General features: G+C 41.8%; 15 protein-coding genes. 4 read left to right on the top strand and 11 right to left on the bottom strand.

Annotation, left to right across the window (positions count from 1 at the left end):
* Positions 1-82: 82 nt before the first annotated feature.
* Positions 83-1,036, bottom strand: coding sequence for a DUF4249 domain-containing protein (locus K0S23_RS03930; RefSeq protein WP_300354549.1), 954 nt, complete (start codon positions 1,034-1,036; stop codon positions 83-85).
* Complete coding sequence (locus K0S23_RS03925) at positions 1,018-3,411, bottom strand: TonB-dependent receptor (protein ID WP_300354546.1); 2,394 nt, start codon at positions 3,409-3,411, stop codon at positions 1,018-1,020. The genes K0S23_RS03930 and K0S23_RS03925 overlap by 19 nt, the downstream gene beginning before the upstream one ends.
* A gap of 97 nt (positions 3,412-3,508) precedes the next feature.
* Between K0S23_RS03925 and pheT the strand changes: the two genes are divergently transcribed.
* The 4 genes from pheT to bioA are packed head-to-tail and all read left to right on the top strand — an operon-like array spanning position 3,509 to position 8,346.
* On the top strand, positions 3,509-5,941 hold the full coding sequence (gene pheT / locus K0S23_RS03920) for a phenylalanine--tRNA ligase subunit beta (RefSeq protein ID WP_300354543.1): 2,433 nt from the start codon (positions 3,509-3,511) through the stop codon (positions 5,939-5,941).
* Between the two features lie 40 nt (positions 5,942-5,981).
* Positions 5,982-6,434: a hypothetical protein gene (locus K0S23_RS03915; RefSeq protein ID WP_300354540.1), complete on the top strand. Its 453-nt coding sequence runs from the start codon at positions 5,982-5,984 to the stop codon at positions 6,432-6,434.
* Between the two features lie 38 nt (positions 6,435-6,472).
* The gene (bioD, locus tag K0S23_RS03910; RefSeq protein WP_300354537.1) at positions 6,473-7,087 is read left to right on the top strand and encodes a dethiobiotin synthase; all 615 of its coding nucleotides are present in this window, start codon (positions 6,473-6,475) and stop codon (positions 7,085-7,087) included.
* A complete protein-coding gene (gene bioA, locus K0S23_RS03905; RefSeq protein WP_300354534.1) occupies positions 7,066-8,346 on the top strand; it encodes an adenosylmethionine--8-amino-7-oxononanoate transaminase in 1,281 nt (426 codons plus the stop codon). The genes bioD and bioA overlap by 22 nt, the downstream gene beginning before the upstream one ends.
* Positions 8,347-8,480: 134 nt before the next feature.
* Here bioA and K0S23_RS03900 read toward each other — a convergent pair whose 3' ends face one another.
* From K0S23_RS03900 to K0S23_RS03860, 9 genes are all read right to left on the bottom strand, one after another.
* Positions 8,481-10,640, bottom strand: coding sequence for an FUSC family protein (locus tag K0S23_RS03900; protein ID WP_300354531.1), 2,160 nt, complete (start codon positions 10,638-10,640; stop codon positions 8,481-8,483).
* A gap of 155 nt (positions 10,641-10,795) precedes the next feature.
* Positions 10,796-11,956, bottom strand: coding sequence for a kelch repeat-containing protein (locus K0S23_RS03895; RefSeq protein WP_300354529.1), 1,161 nt, complete (start codon positions 11,954-11,956; stop codon positions 10,796-10,798).
* Positions 11,957-12,067: 111 nt separating this feature from the next.
* The gene (locus tag K0S23_RS03890; protein ID WP_300354527.1) at positions 12,068-13,261 is read right to left on the bottom strand and encodes an aminotransferase class III-fold pyridoxal phosphate-dependent enzyme; all 1,194 of its coding nucleotides are present in this window, start codon (positions 13,259-13,261) and stop codon (positions 12,068-12,070) included.
* A complete protein-coding gene (locus K0S23_RS03885) occupies positions 13,248-13,742 on the bottom strand; it encodes a sensor of ECF-type sigma factor (RefSeq protein WP_300354524.1) in 495 nt (164 codons plus the stop codon). The genes K0S23_RS03890 and K0S23_RS03885 overlap by 14 nt, the downstream gene beginning before the upstream one ends.
* A gap of 36 nt (positions 13,743-13,778) precedes the next feature.
* A complete protein-coding gene (locus tag K0S23_RS03880) occupies positions 13,779-14,294 on the bottom strand; it encodes a hypothetical protein (protein WP_300354521.1) in 516 nt (171 codons plus the stop codon).
* A 22-nt stretch (positions 14,295-14,316) separates the two neighbouring features.
* Entirely contained in the window at positions 14,317-14,880 is a 564-nt protein-coding gene (locus K0S23_RS03875) for an RNA polymerase sigma factor (protein ID WP_300354518.1), read from the bottom strand.
* A gap of 3 nt (positions 14,881-14,883) precedes the next feature.
* Entirely contained in the window at positions 14,884-15,837 is a 954-nt protein-coding gene (locus K0S23_RS03870) for a transketolase family protein (protein WP_300354515.1), read from the bottom strand.
* A gap of 2 nt (positions 15,838-15,839) precedes the next feature.
* Positions 15,840-17,195, bottom strand: a complete 1,356-nt coding sequence (locus K0S23_RS03865) for a VWA domain-containing protein (protein WP_300354512.1) — start codon at positions 17,193-17,195, stop codon at positions 15,840-15,842.
* Positions 17,195-18,037, bottom strand: coding sequence for a transketolase (locus tag K0S23_RS03860; RefSeq protein WP_300354509.1), 843 nt, complete (start codon positions 18,035-18,037; stop codon positions 17,195-17,197). The genes K0S23_RS03865 and K0S23_RS03860 overlap by 1 nt, the downstream gene beginning before the upstream one ends.
* Between the last annotated feature and the right edge of the window lie 54 nt (positions 18,038-18,091).

Below are 18,091 nucleotides of genomic sequence, written 5' to 3'. Positions count from 1 at the left end.
AACTAAGATTAAAAAGTTCAAGGTTCAAAATGATCAAATATTGTGAGCTGGTAACTTATGAACCTTTTCAACCCTTTGAACTTTAAGGAACGCAATATAAAGTGTCAAACGATGGTGAGTATCCTGCCCAAACGCCAATCGCACCACCTTGAATATTTGTAGGAATGGTCGTCGGTGAGGCAAACGGATTTCCTGCGGTTCCAAGTTGCATGTATTTCTTTTCTAAAAAATCGAACACATTTGCGTCAATCTTTGAGAATTTGATAACTACGGAATCTCCCTGCTTGTAATACCCTTTATCATCGTCTTCTACTGTTTCATCATCCCAGGTAAAAGGATTTTCATAAGAGAAGTCAAATGATTGTCCATTGAAAAATTCATCGTTGAATACCGGGCTGAAAGTCGTTTTAAAGTTAGGGTCTTTAGTCTGACCGTTTACCATATTGATTCGTTTTACCTGCCACAGGTATGCATCGAATCCCGGCGGATCTGTCAGTTTTGCCCAGGAATAGCCATGCCCCGGATTTGCTCCCGGATCTTGTTTCCAGTATACTGAATCAAGTGGGGTAGGATTTACTATCTGGGTGCTGGAAAGGAAGATTTCCCCGTTTAACTGAACTTTTAGGGAATAGGTTTTTCCGACTTGTCCCCAAATAGCAGGATTGAAAGTAGAATAAGCGCATAAATGATAATTTTCCAGTTCTTCTTCCGGAATGCCAAATAATGCGGCTGCCATGGCTTCTGTTCCCGGGGGAAGATTATCAGAGCAAATTTCGTCTAAAACCACGGTGGTTGTGCCATCGGAAACAGTTACAATAGCTCCCGACTGGAAGCTGTTTAAAAAAGCATCCAAAGTTGTCGGTGAATAGATATTCTGCGTTTTGGAAATCAATACGATAGGAGGCATGCCTGTTTCGATCCGTCCATCAATGACTACTTTTTCTTCAAAACCCGGAATATCGATCTTTACTTCCTTGGTACAAGCTGCAAGGACCAGGGTCAAACTGAAGAATGCAATTAAAATTCGAAATTCCATGTTATACTTGGTAAAATTGGAAATAATGAAACTTGTTTTACGGATATTTTAAAATCGTTGGAAGTAATACTTCCTTCGTTATCAATATACAAAAAATAAGGATTCGCCCGGTTATAAACATTGTAGATCGAGAAAGCCAGGTTTTGTCTGAATCGTTTAACGACCTCTGTCTTTTCACCAGTTTTTTTGTCGATTTTTGTTTTTGTTGGTTTGTCATACCAGGTTGCAGACAGATCCAAACGGTGATAAGGAGCCATTCTCGTGGAATTTCTTGATCCGTATTCGAACAGCAGATCCTGGTTGTTGAAATACCAGCTGTTTGGAAGTGTTAAGGTGTTTCCGGAAGCATAAATGAAGGAAAATCCAAAAGTCCAGCGTTTGTTCAGTTCGTAAGTACCGACAAGAGTCAGATCGTGTCTCCGGTCATATTTCGCGGGATACTTTGTGCTTTGAATATCCTGGAAGTAACGGTCAGAGCGCGCAAGCGTGTACCCGATCCATCCGGTAAGTTTTCCGAAGGTTCGCTTAATGAAGAATTCTGCCCCGTAACTCCATCCAACTCCGTAAACAAGCAAATTGTCTGTATTGTCATTGACGTTGTCTGCGGGTAAAGCTCCTTGTTTGAACTCGATGATATTCAGCATTTTCTTGTAGTAAAGCTCCACGGAAGTTTCCCATTTGTTGTTATTGAAATTCCTGAAATACCCCAAACTTGCCTGCCAGCCTTTTTGCGGACGTGCTTTGTCTGTACTCGGGTACCAGATGTCAGTCGGAAGTGAAACTGCACTCAAACTTGCCAGGTGCACATATTGATTGTTGTAAGTAAAACCTGCCTTGATAGAGCTTTTATCTTTCAAAAGGAAGCGCGCAGAAATTCTGGGTTCGATTCCAAAATACGACTGGATAATTTCTCCTTTTCGATATGTTTTGGTGGAATCGGTATATCCCGAAAAGCTTTTGTAATAACGGGTAAAAGGACCTGTGAATTGATACATGCTCACCCGTATTCCCGCATTCACACGTAACCAGGAAGTAATGTCAACTTCATCCTGGACATACACCCCGGATTCGTGACTGAATAACTTCTGAGCTAAACCCGTGTCGAAAACCACATCCTCCTGCGAAGCGGAAACACTGGTAGGAGTAAAGATGTGATACAGGTAATCTGCTCCCATCTTAATCGAATGCCGTGTGTTTGGAAAGTAGGATAATTCAATTTTCCCGCCGTAATCGCGGATCCCGGATTTCAGCTCGAATTTAAATTTATCCTGTTGGGAACCGAAACTGAAAAGATAATCAGTCATTGTAGCGGTGGTGTTCATGAATAATTTGCTGTTAAACTGATGGTTCCATCTGAGCGCGGCAATTCCATTCCCCCAGGGCATTTTCACACTGAAATCTTCGTCTTTATTCCCGAAATTGAAGAGATCCTTTCCGTAGTACCCGCTTAAATAGATCTTGTCTTTTGGACCCAGGCGGTAATTCAGTTTGGCATTGAGATCGTAGAAATAATAACTTGAGCCATAAAAAGCACTCGATTTCTTTGAAAATGCTTTCATGAATACATCAATATAGGTTCTTCGGGCAGAAACAATAAATGAACCTTTGTCTTTTACAATCGGTCCTTCAAAAGTAAGACGGGAAGAGATCAGCCCCAGTCCGCCGGTAACCTTGAATTTCTTATTGTTTCCTTCATTCATGTTTACTTCCAGTACGGATGAAAGCCTTCCGCCGTAACTTGCGGGCATGCTTCCTTTTATCAGGTTGACACTTTTTACTGCATCGGAATTGAAAACCGAAAAGAATCCGAATAAATGGGAAGCATTGTAAACCTGTGCATTATCCAGCAATACAAGGTTTTGGTCGGGACCGCCCCCACGGACGTAAAATCCCTGTCCGCCTTCACTCACCGAAGATACTCCGGGAAGTAACTGGATGATTTTTATGACGTCCACTTCTCCAAGAAAAGCGGGGAGTTTTTTAATAAGATTGATATCCAGTTCGATTTGTCCGATCTTGGTAGAATTGACATTGTCTGATTTTTTTGCATTGATCTCGACTCCGTCTATTTGAATCGCTTCACTTAATTCTGCACGAATAACAGTATCGTTTACCAGGTTAATACGGATGGTATCATTAGGGAAACCTCCACCGCGATAAACGATTTCATATGTTCCTTTGGGAAGTGTTAGTGAGTAAAACCCAAATTCATTGCTTGAAGTTCCTTTCTGAAGTCCCGGAACAAATACCTGTCCGCCGATAATTGGTTCTCCCGAACTCTCTTCATTGATATAGCCGCTAATTGTGGCATTTCCCTGTCCGAAAGCGGCAGAAACAGCGAATAGAAATAAAATTTGTATCGTAAGGGATTTCATCCAATCATCAGTGTGAACGAATTTAATGCTTTTATGTCAAATTAAACCTCGTTTTCTTTGCTTTTTCTTAAATTTGAGCTTCGAAAAAATTACAACAATGAAAATTTCATCTGCTTGGTTACACGAGTTTTTACCGGTTCACAAATCTCCCGAAGAATTAGATCAGCTTTTAACAGATACAGGTCTTGAGGTCGAAGGGTTTGAGACAATTGAAAGCGTAAAGGGTGGCTTGCAGGGTGTTGTAGTTGCGGAAGTGATTGAATGTGAGCAGCATCCGAATGCTGACCGTCTGAAAGTGACCAAAGTAAACAATGGAAAAGAAATTCTCCAGGTTGTTTGTGGTGCACCCAATGTAGCTGTCGGACAAAAAGTGATCCTGGCGCAGGTTGGAGCTGTTCTCTATCCGAAACCGGATGAAGCTTTGAAGATGAAGGTTTCCAAAATTCGGGATGTGGAATCGCACGGGATGCTTTGTGCCGAAGATGAATTGGGTTTGGGGACAAGCCACGATGGAATCCTGGTTTTGGATCCGGATGCAAGAGTAGGAATGCCCGCTGCTGAGTACCTGGAATTGGAAAGCGATGTTCAGATTGAAATTGGCTTAACGCCAAACAGGGCTGATGCAATGGGACACATTGGTGTGGCCCGTGATGTACTTGCTTATATGGCTTGTCATGAAGGAAGTAATGCAAGACTTCAGTTAAAAGAAATAAAGAAAGCTGTGAAGGAGGCTAATCTGCCTGTTTCGGTTTCAGTAGAAGATTTAGAGAAATGTCCGCGTTATATGGGAATTACCTTGAGCGGGGTGACAGTGAAAGCTTCTCCGTCCTGGCTGCAGAACAGGCTTAGAGCTGTTGGTTTATCTCCGATTAATAACGTGGTGGACGTAACCAATTACGTGATGCGAGAGTTGGGAACACCATTGCACGCTTTCGATGCTTCGGTAGTCAAAGGGAAAGTTGTGGTCCGAACAGCCAGAGCAGGTGAAAAGATGATCACACTGGATGGTGTGGAGCGCGAACTGAACGAAGAAGACCTGATTATTGCAAACGAAAAGGAAGCCATGTGCATCGCCGGTGTTTTCGGAGGAAATCACTCCGGAATTTCTGATTCCACAACGGAAGTATTCCTGGAAGCAGCATACTTTCAGCCTGTGTCCGTGCGTAAAACTGCCAAAAGACATGGCTTGTCTACTGATGCAAGTTTCCGTTTCGAACGGGGTGTGGATGTTGACCTGATTCCGTATGCTTTGGGAAGAGCCGTGGAATTGATTCAGCAACTTGCAGGTGGGAAAGTTGGAATGGAGGTAGTGGACCTGTATCCTAATCCGGTTCAAGAACGCAAAGTGACTCTTCGCTATTCACGGATCAATCAGATCTTAGGACATGAAATTGAAAAGCATATCATCCGGGATATTTTAACTTCTCTTGATTTTGAGATTTTGTCTTCCACTGACGATGGTTTGGAGCTTTCTGTTCCGAATTACCGGGTGGATGTGGATCGTGAAATTGATGTGATCGAAGAAGTATTGCGTATTTATGGTTTCAACCTGATCCCGCTACCGGAAAAATTGAATACCTCTTTGGTTGTCAGTGAAAAACCGGACCTCGAACGTTTGGGAGTGAATTTGGCGGAAGTTTTAGCTGGAATGGGATTCAATGAAATGATGAACAATTCTTTAACAAGTCCGCAATACGCTGAAAAACTGGGAGGAAATCAATTCCCGCTTGCGAAGGCAGTAAGAATGCTCAACCCGCTGAGCCAGGATCTGGCTGTGATGCGTCAAAGTTTGCTGTTCCAGGGAATGGAAACAGTTGCGCATAATCAAAACCGCCAAAACCCGGATTTGCGTTTGTTTGAATTTGGTAAAACCTATTCATTCGAAAATGATATTTACTCGGAGAATAAACGTCTATTGGTTTTAATGACCGGAAATAAGCAGGACGAATCCTGGGCTTTAACACAGGGGAAATCTACCTTGTTTACGTTGAAAGGTGTTGTTTTAAATGTATTCGAACGTTTAGGTTTGGCATCTTTCATCCAGGAAGAGAGCCTGTCTGATCAGGAAGTTTTGGCAGACGGTTATCAGATCCGCATCCTGAAAAATGTGGTTGGAACGGTAGGCTGGGCCAATGCAAAAGTGAAGAAGCATTTTGGAGTGAAGCAAGACGTTTTCGTTGCAGACCTGGATTGGGATGCAATTTTGGATTCATTGAAACTGGTAAAAGTTCAATACAAAGAATTACCGAAAACATTTGAGGTTCGTCGCGATTTCTCTTTGCTTCTGGATTCGAAAGTCCGTTTTTCTGAAATTGAGCAAATAGCTAAAAAGGTGGATAAGAAAATTCTTCAAAAAGTTGGTTTGTTCGACGTTTACGAAGGGAAAAACCTGGCTGAGGGCAAGAAATCTTATGCAGTTTCATTTACGTTCCAGGATTCGGAGCAGACATTGAAAGATACCCAAGTGGATGGAATTATGAATTCGATCCGAACCGAGCTGGAAAAACAATTGGGTGCAGAATTGAGATAAACTGCTATAAAATCATTAAATTGTCTGTAAAGAATTCATTATGAAAATACTGCTGATAATACCGTTTCTGATTTTTTCGTGCGTTTCTTTTTCCCAAACTGAGCCTGAGGAACGTGTTTGGGAGAAAATAGAGAATGCTCCGGTAATCGATGTGAAGAATGCTGCGACTTTTTCCACTTATGAAAATACTCTGGAATCTGTAGTGAACTATTTTTATGCTTCTCAGATCCGAAAAGATAAAGAATGGGAAAAAGTGGTTCCGCTTCCTGAAGAGAGAACGGAACGACTGCAAAGCAAATTGAAAAGATATGAAGAAGTCTGGACGATTACTACCTTTCATTTAGTAAGCAAGACGCAAACTTCGACGAATCGATTTATGGTGAGAGTCTATTTCGAAATAACCGGCCCGGACGGAAGAAAAGATGGAGGAATCGATACCGCTGAAGTACGCTTGATAGACGGGAAATGGGTGATCACCAGCATTCCGACCTAGATTTTCATTCAAAAAAATACACCGAAAGGAAAACGAAGATGAACTCATTTGTAGTTACAGGAATCGGAACGGAAGTAGGAAAAACAGTGGTGAGCGCTGTTCTTTGCGAAGCCTTGAAAGCGGATTACTGGAAACCGATTCAGGCTGGAGATCTGAATGCACTGGACAGTGATTTTGTTCGTTCCTATACATCCCAAACAAGTGTTTTACCTGCGAATATATTATTGAATCATGCACTTTCTCCGCATGAAGCAGCACGATTGGACGGAATTGAATTGACGGAGGATCAATTCGATTTACCCCGGTTTTCAAAACAAACCATCATTGAAGGTGCGGGAGGAGTAATGGTTCCGCTGAATGATGAAGGACTTTGTTATATCGACCTGTTTCAATTATGGGAACTTCCTGTTTACGTGGTGACGAAACATTACCTGGGAAGTATCAATCATACTTTATTGACATTGAATGCATTGATGTCGCGCGAAATTCCCATAGCAGGATTGATCGTTAACGGTGAACGGAATGAAGCTTCTGAACGTATTTACCAAAGCCATTTTTCAGATCTGCAAATTACCACGATTCCGGAATTGAACGAATTTTCAAAAGAAAGCATACAACATGCAGCCAAATTATGGATAGAGCAACAAGCTTAGAAAAAGACAAAAAACACGTTTGGCACCCATTCACGCAAATGCAAACGGCTAAAGATCCCTTGCACATTGTGAGAGCTGAAGCGACCACCCTTATTGATTCGAACGGAAAAACATATATAGACGCGAACTCTTCCTGGTGGGTAAATGTGCATGGACACAGTCACCCGTATTTGGGGCAGGCGCTCAATGAGCAGTTTTCACAGCTGGATCATGTAATATTTGCCGGAGCTACACATCCGCAAGCTATTAAACTGGCAGACCGTATAAGCTCCCTGCTTCCGGATAAACTGGAAAAAGTATTCTTCTCCGATGACGGTTCAACTGCTGTGGAAGTGGCATTGAAAATGGCTTTCCAGTATTGGTTCAATAAAAACGAATCAAAAAGGCGGGTGATTGCATTGGATGGAGCTTATCACGGAGATACTTTCGGTGCTATGTCAATCGGTCAGCGCGGTACTTTCAATAAACCTTTCGAACATTTGTTCTTTGATGTGGATTTCATTGATTTCCCGGCAAATGAAGCACGCGGCCGGGCATTGATCCAGGCGGAACAAATTCTAAAAACGGGTGAAGTGGCGGCTGTTATTGTGGAGCCATTGGTGCAGGGATCTGCCGGAATGCGGATGTATGATTCCAACTGGTTGGATGCCTTTGTTTCGTTGGCTAAAAAATACAATGCACTGGTCATTTTTGATGAAGTAATGACTGCCTGGGGAAGAACGGGGAAATTGTTCGCCCATAATTTTTGTACACAAGAACCCGATATCATTTGTTTGTCGAAAGGTTTGACAGGCGGCATTCTTCCTTTGGGTTTGACCGTGGCAACAGATGAGATCTACAATGCCTTTCTTCACCCGGAAACAGCAAAAGCCTTACTTCACGGACATTCGTTTACCGGAAGCGCGCTTGCCTGTGCAGTTGCGAACGCAAGCCTGGATTTGTTTGAGCAGCCGGAAACCTGGGATTCAATCGAATGGATCGAAGAGCGCCACCGCTATTTTATCGAGGCTTTGAAAACTCATCCGAAAGTAAAAGAGATCGGTTTGTGCGGTACTATTTTGCGTTTTGAAGTAGAAACCGGGGAAGGAAACAATTACTTTTCTTCGATTCGCGACAAAGCATACGATTTTTTCCTGGAAAAGGGATGCCTGATTCGTCCCCTTGGAAATGTACTGTATTTAAATCCGCCATATTGCATCTCGGAAGAAGAGCTGGATAAACTGCATGTGGTTTTATTGGATTTTTTGGACAGTTTGTAAGAAATAGTTTTCAGTTTCCCTCCTTGAGGAGGGATTAAGGGAGGTGGTAAGTGTACAGATTTTAGCCACCCTCCTTTGTCTTTCCCTTCGTTCTTCAAAAGCAGTGCTTTCTCTTCTCAAGGGAGGATTTTTTGTTACCCTCTAAACGCTTTCAATGCTTCCAATTCGAAGACAATTTTCTCCAGATCTCCCTGGATAGCTTGGAGCTGCTCGCTTTCTTCGAAGACCGGATCCTGGAGGATGGCTTTGATGGGTTTGAAATCAATTTCCTTTTCCCGCTGAATATGCTGGTAAAAAATAATTTGGATCAGTTCGATGTACTCGTTCAGAACCGGGGTCAATTTTCCCGATGTTTCCTTTTCCAATGCAAAGGCCAAACTGGTGATCTCACGGGAAATCCGGATATTGGAACCAACCTTGGCAAAGTGAACATCGATTTGCCGCTGATGTGCCTGAGGTTCTTCATACATCCGCTGAATGCAGGCAAATAAATTGTTATTAGCTGCCTCGCTCAGGCGACGGCTCTTATGCCAGGTAATTCCTGGAGGAAGTTTTTTCTGGTAACTCAGGATCACCTGGTTCAAAAAGAAGAGATTCTGGTTAAATGAACTATTCAGTAGAGCAGGGAAGCGCTGTTTCTCCCACATGGGCCAAAACGCAAAACTGATGAGAATTGCTAATGCGGAACCGATCAGGGTAGAAAGAACGCGCCACCAGATCAAATCCCAGGAACCCTGCTTGGAAAGCTGCATCATTACAACCAGCATAATGGTGACGAAAAACACTCCGACCTTGTAATTATTCCTCAGGTAATAGGCAACAAAGAATGAAATGAAAATGAGGATTATCACGAAGGTTTCGTGCTTGATCGGAAGCAACATGATTGCACCGCCGATTACAATTCCGGCAACAGTTCCAATGATCCGTTCAAAACCTTTTTTCCGGGTTGCTCCGTAATAAGGCTGAATAACGATGAGCAGGGTCAGGGCGATCCAATGACCGTGATCAATTTTAAAGAATTTAAATATAAAGACAGAAAGAGCCAGCCCGAGGCCAACCCGGAGCGCATATTTGAATTGCTGGGAATCAAAATTGAAAATTTCGCGGACGATTTGAAATAAAATCCGTGGCTGCAAGCCTGCAATGAAGTGGTTGAATGATAATTTATAATTCTCAAAATAATTGCTGCGCTTGAAATTCAACTTTTGATTCATCAGCTGTATAGTGGTTTCCATGAATTGCTGACACTGGTTCAGACTGACAATAAACTGGTTCAACACCAATTTATGATCTTCGGATAAGTCTTGTTGCTGCAGGTTTTGCTTCAGGATTCCGGCAGCAATCTCAAAACGCTTGATACGCACTTTTGCCATTGTCAGATCTTCTCCCCGGAAGGTGAAAATAACGATCGAGAGTCGGGCAGAAGCTTGCGAGAGTGCCGAAAGGGTTTTGTACAAAATGGAATGGTTTTGTAACAGAACGGGTTCGTTCTTAATCGCTTCCAATTCTTCGTGGATCAGTTTAATACTGGCACCAAAATAGGCAGCTGATTTCCGGATCTCGATCATCTGGTCGTAATGTTCGGCTTTGAAGCTCGAATTTTCCTTTCTCCGGTTAAAAAGTTCAATGGACTTATCGATGGCGGTGCGAATTTCAATTTCTTTTGCGGTGATCTCCAGCAAATCTGCTTTTGTCTCCGGATCCAGGAATTGCTGAATGATCGCATCGAGGTAATCGGTATTTCTTTTCCAAATTGTAGCAACAGAACGTCTTAAGGGATTTGATGCAGAGAATGGAAAGGAGAGGAAAATAATGGCAATAGCCCAGAGTGCTCCGAAAATGATATACTTGCCATAAACCAACGATTCCGGGAATGTTGTGGGATTGGAGATTCCGAAAAGATAAAAGAATCCGACTCCCACACCAATGGTGGAACCATAGTCACTCCAGTTCCGGATCAAAGCAGCGAAGACCCCAATGACCAACATTCCGATAACGGAAAGAATAACCGAATCACCGATATTCATTCCGAGGATCGCTGCAATTAAAATAAGGATCGCTTCGACCAGCTGTATGATCATTTTTTTGTAGTGAGACCCCCTGTAATCGATCAGGGTGAGCATGTAAGCTGCAAAAGCGGACCAGATAATGTGGTATGAAAATCCAAGGAAAATCGGGAAAACAATTAAGGGAACATTCAAGGCAAGAACTACACGGATAGACCAACTGATTGTGGGCTCAAGATATTCTTGCTGAAGAATGGTGTTAAATTGCTTAATCGGCTGAAACCGCATACCAAGTGAATTTCTTAACAAAGATAGTCACTGAGAATGGAAAGAACTAATCCTAACCCGGATCAAAAGTTTAAAAAGCTTAAAAGTTCAAAGAGCCCGATCAATCTCATTAAACACGAAGTTCTTTATCTGAACATTTTGGAACTTTTAACCTGTTATAATTTGGCAATCTTCTTGATTTCTGTGGTGTTTTTCCCTTCAATGAGACAGATGTATAAACCTACCTGAAGTTGTTTGATTTCCAAAAATCCGGCATCATTGGTTTTTAAAGTTTGAACAAGTTGTCCGCCAACGGTGTACACGGAAACTTTCGCCTGCGGTTCTGAGATCAGGTTAAAGTAATCTTTACTAGGGTTTGGGAAAAGGAGTGTTTCCTGAACAGTTACGGTGGGAACTTGAAGTTGGTAAAAATCCGAAACACGAACGTAATTATCGTTGATTCCTGTTCCAAGAAAGAACTTACTGTTTAAGGCAAAGCCTTTTGCGCCTCTCAATCCGTTTGGAGGAAGGGCTGCTATTGATTTCCAAGTTTTGGTGTAATCGAGGTAATAACATTCATTTTTAAAGATACTGTTTTCGTCCATTCCACCGCAAACAATCGCACTGAACTCATTGCTGACAGCCATGCCGTAAGAGCGTAAGCCGGCAGGAAGAGGAGGGATCTCTGTCCAGGTTTCAGTCCCGGGATTATAAGAATGCCAGGATCCTTCATAGGCAATGGGATTGACATCAAATCCTTCACCGAAAATTCCCTCGTTTAAAAGCGGGAAACCCAATACACTTCGATTGGGTCCGGCCGGATAATCGGAAAGCCTGGTCCATGAATCTGAATCCGGGTTGTATTTCCAAAAATCGGCAAGTGTTGAATCCGGAGAAGTTCCCATCCCGAAATAAGCCTGGTTTTGAATGTGAAGGGCTGTTGCATGCCAGCGTGCAACTCCCGGAAAATCATTCAGCTGTGTCCAGTTATTGGTGAAACCATCGTATGCCCACACATCCTTCAGAGCTTGGCTCGATTCGGAATAACCGCCGATTACATAGGCCTTATTGTTTAGCGTAAAAACAGCGGAATATTGTCTGGCGGTTCCGGGAAAAGCGGCTTTTTCGTTCCATGAATCAGCGTTTGGATCGTATTGGAATAATTTGTTGCTTTCAGTGAATCCGTTTAGGTACCCGGTTACAATATACCCAAAACCGTTTAATGCAAAGGCAAGTCCATCGTCTCTTCCGGCACTTGGAACCGAACTAACAGGAGCCCAGGTTTGAGCATTGAGATGAATATTAATCAATAAAAACAGGACGAAAATCCCTTTCATGGTAAAGCATTTGTTTGGTTTAACGCTGAATTTGGGGAAATCGTATTTGCGAATTACGAATTCGGGGATTTGATTCAATTGTTGAATTAATTCGTAATTGGGCACTCGTAATTAGGAATTAGTCTCTCTGACCGCCTGCTGTATTAATTTCCCAACCTCGTGAATTTGCTCTTCGGTAATATTCAAGGGTGGTGAAAGCCTGAAACTGTAAGGGTGGGAAAGAAACCAGAAGCTAATTACCCCCAGTTCCAACAAGCGCTCGACCACTTTTGCAACGCGTTCATCACTTTCCATGTCACAGGCAAACATCATTCCTTCTCTCCGGATTTCAAAGATTTCATCAATTTCACTTAAATAGCTTTCAAGCAAACTTCCAAGTCTTTCAACTTCGGAAAAATCAATTTCGGATTCAAATACTTCCAGCGTTCCCCAGGCTGCCGCATTAATTACCGGATTCCCTCCGAATGTTGTGATGTGTCCCAGCATAGGTGAATGGCTCAACTGGTTCATGGTCTCGTGCTTTGAAATAAATGCTCCTATCGGCAATCCGCCTCCTAACGCTTTTCCCAGTGTCAACACATCCGGAATTACTCCACTGTGTTCAAAAGCGAACATTTTACCGGTTCTTCCCATACCACATTGAATTTCGTCGAAGATCAAAAGCGCTCCAACTTCATCACATCGTTTGCGAAGGGCTTTCAGAAACTCATCCGATGCTTTTCTAACTCCGGCATCACCTTGAACTGTTTCCAGGATCACTCCTGCAGTTCTTGTGGTAATTCGCTGAAGATCGCCTGTTTCATTCAATCGAATAAAATCTACATCAGGCAATAAGGGGCGGAATGGAGTTTTCTTGATCTCGTTTGCCGAAACACTCAAAGAGCCATGTGTGTTTCCATGATAAGAACCCTTGAACGCGATCAACTGAGTTCGTCCTGTAACGCGTTTTACCAGTTTTAATGCAGCTTCATTGGCTTCAGTACCTGAATTTACCGGATAAACACAATTCAATTCTTCCGGAAGGAATTTACGCAGCAAACGGGCCATCTCCAGGGAAGAATCCTGGATAAATTCACCGTAAACCATCACATGCAGATATTTGTCCAATTGTTCCCGGATGCGTTTGATGACTTGCGGATGCCGATTTCCAATATTACTTACGGAAACACCTGAGATCATATCGGTGTAGCGTTTTCCTGATTTATCATAAATGAAAATCCCTTCCGCCGATTCAACATCAATTAAATAGGGGAAGGGATTTGTTTGTCCTAAATGCTTTAAAAAGTCTTCTTTACGGTTTTCCATGATGTCTTTTGTCATGCGGCGGCGGTCCATCCCTGCGGTCTTTTAAGCGCTCAAGGAGAACCCGTCTGAATTCATGTTCCAAACTTAAGAGTTTTAAGGTTCTTTTTTCACCGATGATCTTAATAAATTTCTCACTGTACTCTTTTTTCAGATCCAGTTCTTTCTGATCGTTCTCGAAAAGCGTATTGAGTTTTTTCTTTGCATCGTCGTTGGTGATCTTTTCTTCCGATTCTCTCAATTCCTGGTTGATCTTACGGGCACTTTGGCGAATTTCTTTCATTTTCGCTTCCATTTCGTTGTAGACAGGCCAGAATTTTTCGGCTTCTGTAGAAGATAAACTCAATTCCTGGGTGATAAATCCAACTTTTAAAGCTTCAATTTTATCATCCTTTTCTTTGTCATCACCGGGTCCCTGAGCAAACGTATTTGCTGCAAACAGGATTGGGAGGATTGTCCATGCTAATTTATGTATCAATTTCATATTTTTCTTTTTTAGACCCACTGTAACGGATCGGTTTTAACTTTCTATCAGTAAATATTCATCCAATTCACCGGATTCATCATCCAGGTAATCCAAAATTTCTTCATCCTTTATGTTGTCCAGTAAAGTTACCCCCGAAGAAATCGTCTGTTTGGGTGCTTCAACATTTTCAGATGTTTCGTTTTGTGCTACCGCTTCGTCACTTAAATGAAGTGCGATCGTTTCGGTATCCAGATCTTCAATATTTTCACTGAGATACTGATAAATCTCTTCATCACTGACCGAAGAAAAATTGACTGGTTCAGAATCTGTTGAAGGATTGGTATTGTTGCGGAAAAGAAGAATGGCAAAGGCAAGAATTGCTGCAGCAGATCCCCAAACGTACCAGCGCTTGTACATGGGAATAATTCGTGTTTTTTCGTTCTTATTCAGACGATCATTTCCGATCTCCTTCAGGATGTTTTTTTTCAAATCTTCAAAATAGGAATCAGAAGGCATTTGAACAGGCGCAACCTTTAAATCATCAATAATATGTCTCTTTTCCGGATTCATAACTCTAGGATTACTTTGTTATTCAATGGTTTAATTTCCCTTTTAAAAATTCTTCGATCTTTCCCACTGCATGAAAATAATTGGCCTTCAATCCGCCTACCGAACCGCCGGTCAATTTGGCAATTTCTTCGTATTTCAAATCCTGAAAATACTTGTATTCAAAAACCATGCGTTGCTTTTCAGGTAAAGTGTTGATCGCTTCAAAAAGTAATTTTGAAATTTCTTCCGAAGTCAGTTTACCGTAATGTTCCGATTGATGAGAAAATGAAACAGCCGGCTCATCGATATTGAGAGTGCGGTGTTTGTTTTCTTTTTTGAGAAAATGGATGGTTTCATTGTAGGCGATCCGGTAAATCCATGAAAACAGGGCGCTATTGCCTTGAAATTGCTTCCGGTTATTCCAAACCTTTATGAAAACTTCCTGGATAATGTCGTTGGTGATCTCGTGGTTATTGACCCAGCGGCGAATTGTAGTGTAAAGGCGCTTACTGTGAAGATCAACAATCCATGTAAACGCGGTATAGGCTAAAGCATCATCCCGATGAAAATAAGAAATGATAATATTTTCATCGGGAATTTGACTCATGTATTATTTTCGTTTTAAAACTTTTTTAACTGCTTCAACAATATTTGGAGTATCCAAACCATATTTTACCATTAGTTCGTCAGGTGTTCCCGATTCACCAAAAGTATCGTTTACTCCAACATATTCCTGGGGTAAAGGCATGTATCTCGAAAGCACTTGTGCAACGGCATCACCCAAACCTCCATTTAACATGTGTTCTTCTGCAGTAACCACACATTTGGTTTTACCAACTGAATCTAGGATTGCTTTTTCGTCCAAAGGTTTAATCGTATGCATATTAATTACTTCTGCACTGATTCCCTGTTCTGCTAATTGTTGTGCCGCTTCAATTGATTTCCATACCAAATGTCCGCAGGCAATGATCGTAACATCGGTTCCTTCGATTAGTAAATCCGCTTTACCAATAGTGAATTTGGCATCCGGCTGAACGAAAATCGGAACGACAGGTCTTCCGAAACGCAGATAAACCGGTCCGATATGATCTGCAATTGCCATTGTAGCCTGTTTTGTCTGATTAAAATCACAAGGAACGATCACTGTCATGTGAGGAAGCATACGCATCATCCCGATATCTTCCAATATTTGGTGAGTTGCACCATCTTCTCCTAATGTCAAACCGGCATGAGAAGCACAAATCTTCACGTTCTTTTGAGAATACGCTACTGACTGACGAATCTGGTCGTATACCCGGCCAGTAGAGAAATTGGCGAAAGTACCGGTGTACGGGATCTTACCTCCGATAGTCATCCCGGCAGCCATTCCAATCATATTCGCTTCAGCAATTCCAGCCTGGAAGAAACGATCGGGAAATTCTTTTAAGAAGGCATCCATTTTAAGAGATCCGGTCAAATCTGCGCATAATGCGACAACGTCCGGATTTTTGCGACCGATTTCTAATAACCCTTCACCAAAACCTGAACGGGTATCTTTTTTTCCTAAAATTTCAAATTGCTTCATTGCTATAAATTAATCGAAGTTGTTTTATTGGATTGTATTCTAAAATCTTTTTCTGTTGTGTAAGTAGTTGATTTCAATTGTTTTTGCCTGTAAATCAAGCGGTATTTCCCCGGTTGAAGGTAGATCAAATCTTTTAAATTGACCAAGTCAAGATTACAGACCCATTCAAGTTCTCCGTTATCTTGAATAACAAATATTTGTGCCGCTACCATTTTTGTAGCACTGTAACTCAACTGGCCAGGAGCAGGTAAATCGATTGTTTCAGTAGCACTTTGACTTACTTCGACAGTATGATAAATGCGCGGAAGGGTTAAAATCTCCACCTGATAAGTTCCAACGATGTATTTGTCAGTCGAACCTACTGCTTGTGTATTCAGTGTTTTTTGGTCTGTTTTCTGATAAACCCTTGAAATTACCTTGTAAGGGCTGGTAGCATTCGTAAACCGGAGTCTGATGAATCCCTGGGGACAATCGACCGGAATGACATTATGTGTATTCTTTATAATAGAAATGTTGTTCTTGTAAACTTTTGGAATGGTATTGACAACCAAATCGTATTTAAAAGCAGGATCCATTGTTAAAGTATCCGGATTTCCCTGGCGATTTAAAGTGTGAACAAAAGTGTACATCAGTTGTTTTGTTCCGGCTTTGTACAAGAACATAGTAACATCCGTTTCATTCGGAACCTTATTGATATTATTGAGATTAATCTGGACAGTTGTATTAATCACTGCTTTTGCAATGACCGTTTTCAACACATTACTGAAAGCTTCTTTTGTTTCAGCTTCAGAATAACTTCCGATACATTTAAACTGTTCCAGGTAAGAAAGGTCGAGGCCCAAACCAATTACGAAAGGTGTGACTTTTACTCCCTTATCATGCAGTTTTTTTGCAATGACGCACGGATCGTTGTCACAGGCTTCCAAACCATCTGTAATTAAGATAATAATGTTCCGGGCATTTGTGTCCGGGAAATCGGCTGCTGCAGCTTCCAGGGATCTGGCTATTGGGGTTGTTCCTTTTGCGATGATCGTTTTGATCTTATTGCGGACTTTCATGAAGTTATCCGGCCCAAAAGGAACTTCCAGTTTGGTATCGTTACAATCCTGGTAAGTTGCTGTAATAGGAGATTGGTGACCGTAAACCCGTAAAGCAATCTGCAGGTTTGCGCTGCCGTTTAAACTATCAACAGTTTTTATTAATAATTCTTTTGCGGCTTCAATCCGGGTTTGGGCTCCCCAATTCGCATTCATAGAGTTGGATGCATCGAGGATAAATAAAATACGCGTCAGTTCTTGTCCCTGAACCTTTGAGAAGCTCAAAAATAAAAAACAACAAATGACAGCGAAAAATTTCATTAATAATCTCCTAAAGTTTCTTCCAATTGGATTAAAGCCTGTTGCAGTTGTTCCAGATTCGGCGCTACGCCATGCCATTTATGAGAACCTACCATGTAATCAACTCCCTGACCCATTTCTGTTTTCATTATAATGATAATTGGTTTCCCGTTTCCGGTCATGCTTTTCGCTTTATTAAGTGTTTCGATCAAATCTGAATAGTTATGTCCATCCATTTCCAAAACTTCCCATCCAAAAGCTTGCCATTTTCCGTGCAGGTCTCCCAAGGAAAGAACATCCTCTACGTCACCATCAATCTGACGGCCATTGTAGTCAATCGTTGCAATTAAATTATCAACTTTATTTGCTGCTGCATATAGGGCTGCTTCCCAAATTTGTCCTTCCTGCAATTCACCGTCACCATGTAACGAATAAACCAAGCGGCTGTCACTATTCAATTTCTTGGTAAGCGCTGCACCAATTGCATTTGACAATCCCTGTCCAAGAGAACCCGATGCCATGCGTACACCGGGGATTTTTTTATCCGTACTCGGATGTCCCTGAAGCCTTGCATTCAATTTGCGGAAAGTTGCCAATTCTTCGATAGGAAAATATCCTGATCTTGCTAAAACGGAATACCAAACAGGTGAAATATGACCATTTGAGAGAAAGAACAAATCTTCATCCTTTCCATCCATTGAAAAGTGATCCGGATTGTGTTTCATCATTTCAAAGTAAAGTACGGTTAAGAAATCTGAGCATCCCAAAGATCCACCCGGATGGCCTGAATTTGCTCCAGAAACCATTCGTACGATGTCTCTTCGTACCTGTGTTGCAATTGCTTGTAATTGTTGAATTTCCATTGTTATTCCTATTTGGCATTGCAAATCTAAGCTTTATATTTGCTTCCACTTCTT

The organism is Fluviicola sp., assembly GCF_029266855.1.
GTDB lineage: Bacteria > Bacteroidota > Bacteroidia > Flavobacteriales_D > Crocinitomicaceae > Fluviicola.
The sequence above is the reverse complement of the archived record's forward strand: the minus strand, read 5'-3'. Positions and strand labels throughout refer to the sequence as shown.